A 7169-nucleotide genomic window follows, 5' to 3' on the forward strand; every position below is an offset into this window, starting at 1 on the left:
AGGCCGGCCGCCACCAGGTAGGCGCCGAGCTCCGGGTTGACCACCAGGGCGGCGCCGGCGGCGGCGCCGAAGCCGAGCAGGGCCAGGGCCTGCAGAAGAACAGCGGCCAGGCCGCGCGCGGTCGCCGCAGGGCCGCCGCCCCCCAGATAGACCGCGGCCGAGGCGGCCAGGACCGGGGCCAGCTCGACCCCGCTCACGAGGTCGAAGGCGACCAGGGCGGCGAAGCCGAGCCCGACCAACGTCGGCCATCGGCGGCGTACCAGCGATGGCGGCTGGGAAGTTGTCTGCGGAGTGGCTTCGCTCTCGGTCACGATGCTCCTTTCACCATGGATCTGCCCGGGCGGGCTGCGCGGGCTCTCATCGGTTCCCGACCTCGCGCTCGTAGCGGTGCGCGGGGACCGCGACCGTGCCGGTCGCCGTCTGGGCCTGGTAGGCGACCCAGGTCTGGCCGACCCGCTCCAGCGCCCGCTGGTCGAACGACGCGGGGGTCCGCTCGGCGACCAGCGCGGCCGGCACATTGCCCTCGTGGCCGTCGGCCCAGCCCTCGCGCCAGATGCGGGCGATCGCCGCGAGGTCGGCGGCGGCGGCCGGGCGCAGCCGCACGCCCGTCACGACGCGGCCCCGGCCGGGGAGCTCGCCGCCCGGCCGCCGGGGGCTGGTTGCTGATTGCGCCATGTCGACTCCGGACGTACGAAGTTGAACAATAGTGTTCGAGTTACCGGTGTACCATAACTCATACACCGCTGTCCACGTTATGGAGCCGACGCATGCCCACCCTGGAGCAGGACCGGCCGCCGGGCCGACGCCGAGCAGAACACGGCCAGGATCGTCGACGCCGCCGCGGCCTGCCTGTGCCGCTCGGCCACGGCGCACCCTGGTCCGGCTCCTGGAGCCCAGCAGCATCGCCAGCAGCTAGCGCGGCGGCTGTAGCCCAGCCAAGATGACGCTGACCAGCCGGCGGACCGCGGCCTTGGTGGGCAGGCTGGTCGCTGCCGTGATGGCGTGCAAGCAGTAGATCGCAAGTTCCTCCGGGGTGACATCGTCCCGGACGTCTCCGCTGGCTGCGCCCTGGGTCAGCAGGTCGCGGATGAAGTCACTGAGTTGCTGGTGGGCTCGGGCGACGTGTGCACCCTGATGTAGGAGGGCCGCGAGCTCGCCGCGGTGGTGCTCATGGAGGATGAGCGCATAGGTCCCCAGCACCGCCTCCAGCCGCTCGCCAGCGCCAGCGGGTCGGTCTCGGACGCTGGCGAGCTGGGCGAGGTGGCCGGTGACCTCGCGTTCGTGCCAGGCGACCAGGATCGCCTCCACGTCCGGGAAGTACTTGTACAGCGTGGCCCGGCCGATACCGGTCTGCTCGGCGATCTCCGACATCGTCACCGACGCCAGCCCGTGCTCGGCCACCAGCGCCGCGGTGGTGTCCAGGGTGGCGTCGCGCACCGCACGCCGGTGCGCCTCGATCGTCTCGTCCCACAGCTTCGGCACCACGTCACTATACGCGACGACGATAGAGCGACACTCTGACTTGACAAAGACATAGTGTCTCGATCACCGTGGACTGCGTTCAAGCTTCCCCTCCGACCGAGGACCCGCCCATGGCCGACCGACCCTCCTCTCCCAAGCGCGACGGGAGCGCTGAGCGTGACCCGACTGCTGGCCTCCCACGCTGGGTCAAGATCTCCGGCATCATCGCCCTCGCCCTTGTGCTGCTGTTGCTCGTCGTCCTGCTCGCCGGCGGCAACCATGGACCGGGTCGCCACCAGTCATCCCGCGGACACGGTGGACCGCTGCCGTCCGGAGCGACCGCAGTGCACGACTGGGGCTAGGCCATGGCCTTGACCCCTCGGCTGCGCAAGCTCGCGCTCACCGCCCACGTCACCGCCTCGGTCGGATGGCTCGGCGCGGTCGTTGCCTTCCTCGCCCTCAGCGTGGCCGGCCTGACCAGCCAGAACCCCCAGGCGGTCCAGGGGGCCTATCTGGCGATGGAGCTGACCGGCTGGGTCGTCCTCGTCCCCTTGAGCCTGGCCTCGCTGCTCACCGGGCTGGTCTGCTCACTGGGCAGCGTCTGGGGTCTGGTTCGCCACTACTGGGTCCTGTTCAAGCTCGTGATCAACCTCGTCGCCACCATCGTCTTGGTGCTCTACATGCAGACCCTCGACGCCCTGGCCGACGTTGCCGCAGCGACGGCCTTGTCAGGTACTGGGCTGCGCGACCCATCCCCAGCACTGCACGCGGCCGCCGCCCTCCTGCTCCTGCTGGTGGCCACGACGCTGGCCATCTACAAGCCCCGCGGTCTGACCCGCTACGGGCAGCGCACCCAACACCGGCAACGCACACTCCTACCGTAACCGCAGCGACTCCCGCCCGGCCGGTCCTCAGTAGAGCGTGGGATACCTCGTGGAGGTGTGATGGTCCAACTTCGGAAGCTCGCCATCCTGGCCGGAGCGGCCGCCGCGGCCGTCGCGGTCATGCGACACGGTCGCCATGCCGCCCGTGGGCACCAGGTGCCAGGAGGCATCCTCATTGGCGATGCCGTCCTTTACGACACCCTCAGCCGGCTCCTGCTCGGCCCGTTCTTCGCGCGCATCGCCGCCGACGTGGCCGCGGTCGCGCCCGACGGCGCCAGGGTGCTCGAGGTCGGTTGCGGACCCGGCCACCTGTCGGTCCGGCTGGCTCGCCAGCACGGCCTGGAGGTGACCGGCCTGGACCTGGACCCGGCCATGATCGCTCGCGCCCGAGCCGACACCGACCGCACAGGGAATCGCGATGGGCGCCGACCATCGTTCCTGGTGGGCGACGTGATCTCACTGGCGTTCCCCGACCGATCCTTCGACCTGGTCGTCAGCACCCTGTCGATGCACCACTGGACCGACCCAACGGCCGGCCTGGGCGAGATCGGCCGCGTGCTGCGCCCAGGCGCCCGGGCGCTCATCTGGGACTTCCGGCCCGGCGTCCGGCCACATCCGTTCGGGCCACGCCACGCGCACCTGCCCGACCCGGCCGAGCACACCAATGGCTCTCCACTTCAGATGGTGATCGCCACGCCATGGCCCTGGCCCTGGCGGTTCAACCTCACCCAGCGGGTCGAGCTGGTCCGCGCCGATAGTCACCATCCTTGAGTCCCACCCGAGCTTGAGGGGATGGTCCACCAGCTCGTGGGTGGTGGCCTACCAGACCGGTCTGGTCGGCCCGGGTGGCGTGGTAGAGGTGGTAGCGGGCCAACGCGCCGGCGAGGGTGTCCAGCTCGGCCATGGCGGCCCCGGCCCCGAGGCATGGCGCAGGGCGATGGCGCGGTGCAGGCGGGTCACGGGGGACGGCGCGAGCGTCAGCAGCATCAGGAGCACCAGCCCACCGTCGCGGTCGAAGCGGGCAGCCGCGCGGGCGCGGTGCAGCCGGATCAACGCCAGCAGCCCCGCCACCTCCGGCTCGGTCGGCATGAGCTGGTGGAGCAGCGACGCCAGCCACTCGGCGTCGTCGACCAGGTCGCGGGACTGGGCCTGCTCGGCGGTGGACACATAACCCTCGTTGCACAGCAGGTAGATCACGGCCAGGACCTCGGCCAGGCGCGCCCCAGCTCGTCGTCGGCAGGCATCCGGTACGGGATCCCCGCGTCGGCGATCTTCCGCTTGGCGCGGGTGATCCGTTGCGCCACGGTCGTCTCCGGCACCAGGAACGCCCGGGCGATCTGGGCCGTGGTCAGCCTGCACACCACCCGCAGGGTCAGCCCGGCCAGGTGCTGACCATGCGCAGCGCCTCGTCCAGGTCGGCGACCTCGATCTCGGCGTACCCGCTGACCACCTCCTTGCCCTCCACGAACGGCCCGTCGGTGCCCACGAACAACAGCACATGCTTCACGTGCCACACGCTCCTTGGTTCAACGCATTGCCGTCCGGCGGGCTAGGCCTGGCCGTACAGCTCGGCCATCCGGCGCGCCAGCTCCTCCGGCGCCACGTCCTCCACGTGCGTCGCGATCGTCCAGCCGTGCCCGAAGGGGTCGATGACGTAGCCGTCGCGGTCGCCGTAGAACTGGTCCTGGGGGGGACGCTGGAGGGTCGCGCCAAGCTCCACCGCGCGCGCGATCACCGCGTCCACGTCCTCGACGTAGAGGAACAGCGAAGATGGGGAACCGGCGACGCCACCGGGCGGCGGCGCCTTGCTGCCCTGCTCTGGGGACTCGTCCTCGACGATGACGACCGAGTCCCCGATCTGGATCTCGGCGTGGGCGATGGTGGCGCCGGGGCCGGGGAAGCGCATGCGCTCGGTCGCCCCGAACACCTCGGCGTAGAACTCGAGGGCCCTGGCGCCGCCCTGCACCACCAGGCAGGGCGTAACGCGGCGGTAAGCGTCCGGGATCGGCTTGGGCTTGCTCGTCGGTGCCATCTGACCTCCTCCGTGCTGGGGATGTGCCTCATCAAGAAGACGATCGGCAGACCGCCCGATACGACAACCTCTCAAGGCCGGTCAGGCGTGTTGCTGGCGATCGCCGCGCCAGCCTTCTCGACGCGGACGCGGGTGAACAGGTAGGCGATGGCGACGGCGCCGATGGTGGCGAAGAGCCGGTTGACATCGACCGCCGGGCGCCACCACACCCTGCCGTCCTTGATGACATACGCGCCGGCTGGCCGAGCGATCACCCCAAAGCCGCCGCCCTCGCCTTCCTGGCCGCGCTCGTCGTGGCCCCCGCCACCACCCGCGCCGCCCGCCACGGTGGCCGCGGCGATGACGGTGACGCCGTCTGTCTCGTAGGGCTCGGCGAATACCCTGCTGACGGTGATCGCATCGCGGACCGTGGTGACTAGCTCAGCAACCTTCATGGAACCTCCCGCCTCGTCAGGTCCGGGTGCCCGAGCATCCTAGGCTCGACGCATGCCCGAGCACTGAAAGTGGGGAACATGAGGCCCCAGCGACCGGGGTTCTGGAACTCACGCTCGACCTACTGCTGGAGTTCCTCGGCGTCCATGATCGACTGCAGCAGCCCTTGCAGGGCGGTGAGGTCCTCGAGGGTCATGAGCTGACGCCACCGCACGGACTAGCTCGGCGGTGATGCTGCGCACCAGGGACGTCAACCACCAGCCGGGCAGCGAGCTCGCCGGTCGGTGCGGCCAGCGGTCGCCCATGTCGGGTGAGAGCAGCTCGCCATTCACCTTCTCCGTGAGGCCTCCCAGGCATCGAGGCGGTCCAGGCCCACGGCACAGCCCCGCCTCGGCGCGGCCTCCCCTTCTCGGCCACCGAGGAGCCAGGGGAGCGCGCCAAGCTCGCACCCGGGGCTTCGGGTCAAGATGGCGACGGGGAACGAGACGGCCACGGCGCCCCAGGCCAGGAGGTCACCGGCGTAGGTCCACGCTGCCAGCACCGGGTTCCACACCCCGCCGCCGGCAAGGGAGCCGACCAGGCCGATCGCGGCGCCTCCGGCCAGAAACACCACGGCCGGCCACAGCCCCCAGCGTCGTCGGAAGGTGAGGGCGACCACCTCGGGGAGCCACCAGATGGTGAACAGCGTGTACAGCCGCCCCGACTCGATGGGATCGCGCTCGAGGAACCCGTTCCATTTGGTGAACAGCGCGGCGAACCAGTACAACACGGTCGCCCCGAGGATCACCCGGATCCCCAGGCCGATCGGGCCCGGCCGGACCAGCTGCGGGCCCTTGGGCTTGGTTGTCTGCATCGTTTCCTCCCTTTCTTGCGCCTCTTGCTAGGACCCGCGCTCCGCCACGCCGAGGACGTGCGGGCGGGCCAGCGGTGGCATGGCCTTGAGGTCGAAGCGGTCCAGCTGGACCAGCCGCAGCCCGGCGGCTCCGATGGCGGCGACCGTGTCGCGGTTGGGGTGGCAGCCGCCGACCAGCCACCCCCAAGGGTGCTCCAGCCGGTCCTGCCAGCAGGCCAGCCGCGGGTCGGTGGCCCGCACGTGCTCGTAGAAGCGCAACCTCCCGCCCGGGCGCAGCACCCGACGGACCTCGGCCAGGGCGCCCTCCAGGTCGATGACGGTGCACAGGACCAGGCTGGCCACCACCGCGTCGACGGTGGCGTCGGGGGCGGGTAGGGCCTCGGCTGTGCCATCCACGACCCGGATCGGGACCGGCGCCTGGCTGGCCACGGCCAGGGCCTGGCGGCGCAGGTAGGGCTCGGGCTCGATGGCCAGGACCTCGGTGACGGTGGCCGGGTAGTGGGGGACGTTGAGGCCGTTGCCGGCGCCGACCTCCAGGATCCGACCGGTGAGGCCGGCCAGCAGGCGCCGGCGGTGGTCGCCGATCTCGGCGTCCATGAGGTGGCCGACCCGCGCATAGACGCGGGCGAACAGAGGGTGGTGGACCGCTCGTTGCTGAGCAAGCGTGCGCATGGGCATCCTTCCGAGCCTGTGAGGTGCTGGGTACTAGCGGACGGTGCGGCGGTAGGCGCGCACGGCCAGCGGGACAACGACCGCGGTGATCGCGACCGCCCACAGCAGGGCGAGGACGACCTGGCTGGCGACGGTCCGCCCGGGTGGGAGGGCGCCCGGGCCCAGGACCAGGCCCCGCAGGGCGTTGGTGGCCACGGTGACGGGCTGGTTGGTGGCAAACGGCTGCAGCCAGGCGGGCATGGTCTGGGTGGGGACGAAGACCGAGCTAGTGAAGGCCAGTGGGAACACCACCAGGTAGGTGGCCGCCTGGACCGCCTCGGCGGTCCGCACCAGCAGACCCAGGAGCGCCATCACCCACGACCAGGCGTAGCCGAACAGCAGGCCGACCGCCGCAGCCCCGAGCAGACCGGGCAGGCCGGTCTGGGGGCGGAAGCCAATGCCGTAGCCGACTGCGAGCATCAGCGTCAAGGTGAGCGCCAGGCGGACCAGGTCGGAGAGGGTCCGGCCGGTCAGCACCGCCGCGCCGGCCATCGGGAGCGAGCGGAACCGGTCGATGGCACCCTTGGCGAGGTCCTCGGCGAGGCCGGACGCGGTGGTCGCCCCGCCGAACAGCGCAAACTGGGCCAGCAGGCCGGGGAGCAGCCAGTTGACGTAGCGGCCGGCGGCGGCTGGCGGGAGAGCGTTCTGGATGGCGCCGCCGAACACGTAAGTGAACATCAAGATGAAGATCACCGGCATGACGCTCGACAGCACCAGCACCTGGGGCAGCCGGACGGTGAACAGTAGGTTGCGCCGAGTGATGACCGCGATGTCGCTGACCGAGCGGGCCAGCCAG

At 71.1% G+C, this 7169-nt stretch carries 13 protein-coding genes; 2 read left to right on the top strand and 11 right to left on the bottom strand.

Annotation, left to right across the window (positions count from 1 at the left end):
* From VF468_13920 to VF468_13930, 3 genes are all read right to left on the bottom strand, one after another.
* The coding region (locus tag VF468_13920; GenBank protein ID HEX5879389.1) for a hypothetical protein at nt 1-311 on the bottom strand (311 nt) is incomplete at its 3' end.
* 46 nt (nt 312-357) lie between these two features.
* Nucleotides 358-675 (bottom strand): hypothetical protein, encoded by a 318-nt coding sequence (locus VF468_13925; protein HEX5879390.1) that lies wholly within the window; start codon nt 673-675, stop codon nt 358-360.
* Between the two features lie 237 nt (nt 676-912).
* Nucleotides 913-1482 (bottom strand): TetR/AcrR family transcriptional regulator, encoded by a 570-nt coding sequence (locus tag VF468_13930; GenBank protein ID HEX5879391.1) that lies wholly within the window; start codon nt 1480-1482, stop codon nt 913-915.
* Between the two features lie 344 nt (nt 1483-1826).
* Between VF468_13930 and VF468_13935 the strand changes: the two genes are divergently transcribed.
* A complete protein-coding gene (locus VF468_13935) occupies nt 1827-2345 on the top strand; it encodes a DUF2269 domain-containing protein (GenBank protein ID HEX5879392.1) in 519 nt (172 codons plus the stop codon).
* 60 nt (nt 2346-2405) lie between these two features.
* Complete coding sequence (locus tag VF468_13940) at nt 2406-3116, top strand: class I SAM-dependent methyltransferase (GenBank protein ID HEX5879393.1); 711 nt, start codon at nt 2406-2408, stop codon at nt 3114-3116.
* A 48-nt stretch (nt 3117-3164) separates the two neighbouring features.
* Here the strand turns inward: VF468_13940 and VF468_13945 are convergent, their stop codons facing one another.
* The 8 genes from VF468_13945 to VF468_13980 all read right to left on the bottom strand — a co-directional run.
* Complete coding sequence (locus tag VF468_13945; protein HEX5879394.1) at nt 3165-3542, bottom strand: DUF6596 domain-containing protein; 378 nt, start codon at nt 3540-3542, stop codon at nt 3165-3167.
* On the bottom strand, nt 3539-3706 hold the full coding sequence (locus VF468_13950; GenBank protein HEX5879395.1) for a sigma factor-like helix-turn-helix DNA-binding protein: 168 nt from the start codon (nt 3704-3706) through the stop codon (nt 3539-3541). Before VF468_13950 ends, VF468_13945 begins: the two co-directional genes overlap by 4 nt.
* A gap of 11 nt (nt 3707-3717) precedes the next feature.
* A complete protein-coding gene (locus VF468_13955) occupies nt 3718-3852 on the bottom strand; it encodes a hypothetical protein (GenBank protein ID HEX5879396.1) in 135 nt (44 codons plus the stop codon).
* A gap of 42 nt (nt 3853-3894) precedes the next feature.
* Nucleotides 3895-4377, bottom strand: a complete 483-nt coding sequence (locus tag VF468_13960) for a VOC family protein (GenBank protein HEX5879397.1) — start codon at nt 4375-4377, stop codon at nt 3895-3897.
* Between the two features lie 71 nt (nt 4378-4448).
* Nucleotides 4449-4811: a sporulation protein gene (locus VF468_13965; protein HEX5879398.1), complete on the bottom strand. Its 363-nt coding sequence runs from the start codon at nt 4809-4811 to the stop codon at nt 4449-4451.
* A gap of 326 nt (nt 4812-5137) precedes the next feature.
* Complete coding sequence (locus tag VF468_13970; protein HEX5879399.1) at nt 5138-5662, bottom strand: hypothetical protein; 525 nt, start codon at nt 5660-5662, stop codon at nt 5138-5140.
* Between the two features lie 27 nt (nt 5663-5689).
* Nucleotides 5690-6334 (bottom strand): class I SAM-dependent methyltransferase, encoded by a 645-nt coding sequence (locus VF468_13975; protein HEX5879400.1) that lies wholly within the window; start codon nt 6332-6334, stop codon nt 5690-5692.
* Between the two features lie 33 nt (nt 6335-6367).
* The coding region (locus tag VF468_13980) for an ABC transporter permease (GenBank protein ID HEX5879401.1) at nt 6368-7169 on the bottom strand (802 nt) is incomplete at its 5' end.

It is taken from the genome of Actinomycetota bacterium, from assembly GCA_036280995.1.
In the GTDB taxonomy this organism is placed as follows: Bacteria; Actinomycetota; CALGFH01; order CALGFH01; family CALGFH01; genus CALGFH01.

Excerpts from the sequence above, each read along its gene's own strand:
- VF468_13925 (HEX5879390.1), bottom strand. The coding sequence starts at position 675 with ATGGCGCAATCAGCAACCAGCCCCCGGCGGCCGGGCGGCGAGCTCCCC.
- VF468_13935 (HEX5879392.1), top strand. The coding sequence starts at position 1,827 with ATGGCCTTGACCCCTCGGCTGCGCAAGCTCGCGCTCACCGCCCACGTC.
- VF468_13940 (HEX5879393.1), top strand. The coding sequence starts at position 2,406 with ATGGTCCAACTTCGGAAGCTCGCCATCCTGGCCGGAGCGGCCGCCGCG.
- VF468_13960 (HEX5879397.1), bottom strand. The coding sequence starts at position 4,377 with ATGGCACCGACGAGCAAGCCCAAGCCGATCCCGGACGCTTACCGCCGC.
- VF468_13965 (HEX5879398.1), bottom strand. The coding sequence starts at position 4,811 with ATGAAGGTTGCTGAGCTAGTCACCACGGTCCGCGATGCGATCACCGTC.
- VF468_13970 (HEX5879399.1), bottom strand. The coding sequence starts at position 5,662 with ATGCAGACAACCAAGCCCAAGGGCCCGCAGCTGGTCCGGCCGGGCCCG.
- VF468_13975 (HEX5879400.1), bottom strand. The coding sequence starts at position 6,334 with ATGCGCACGCTTGCTCAGCAACGAGCGGTCCACCACCCTCTGTTCGCC.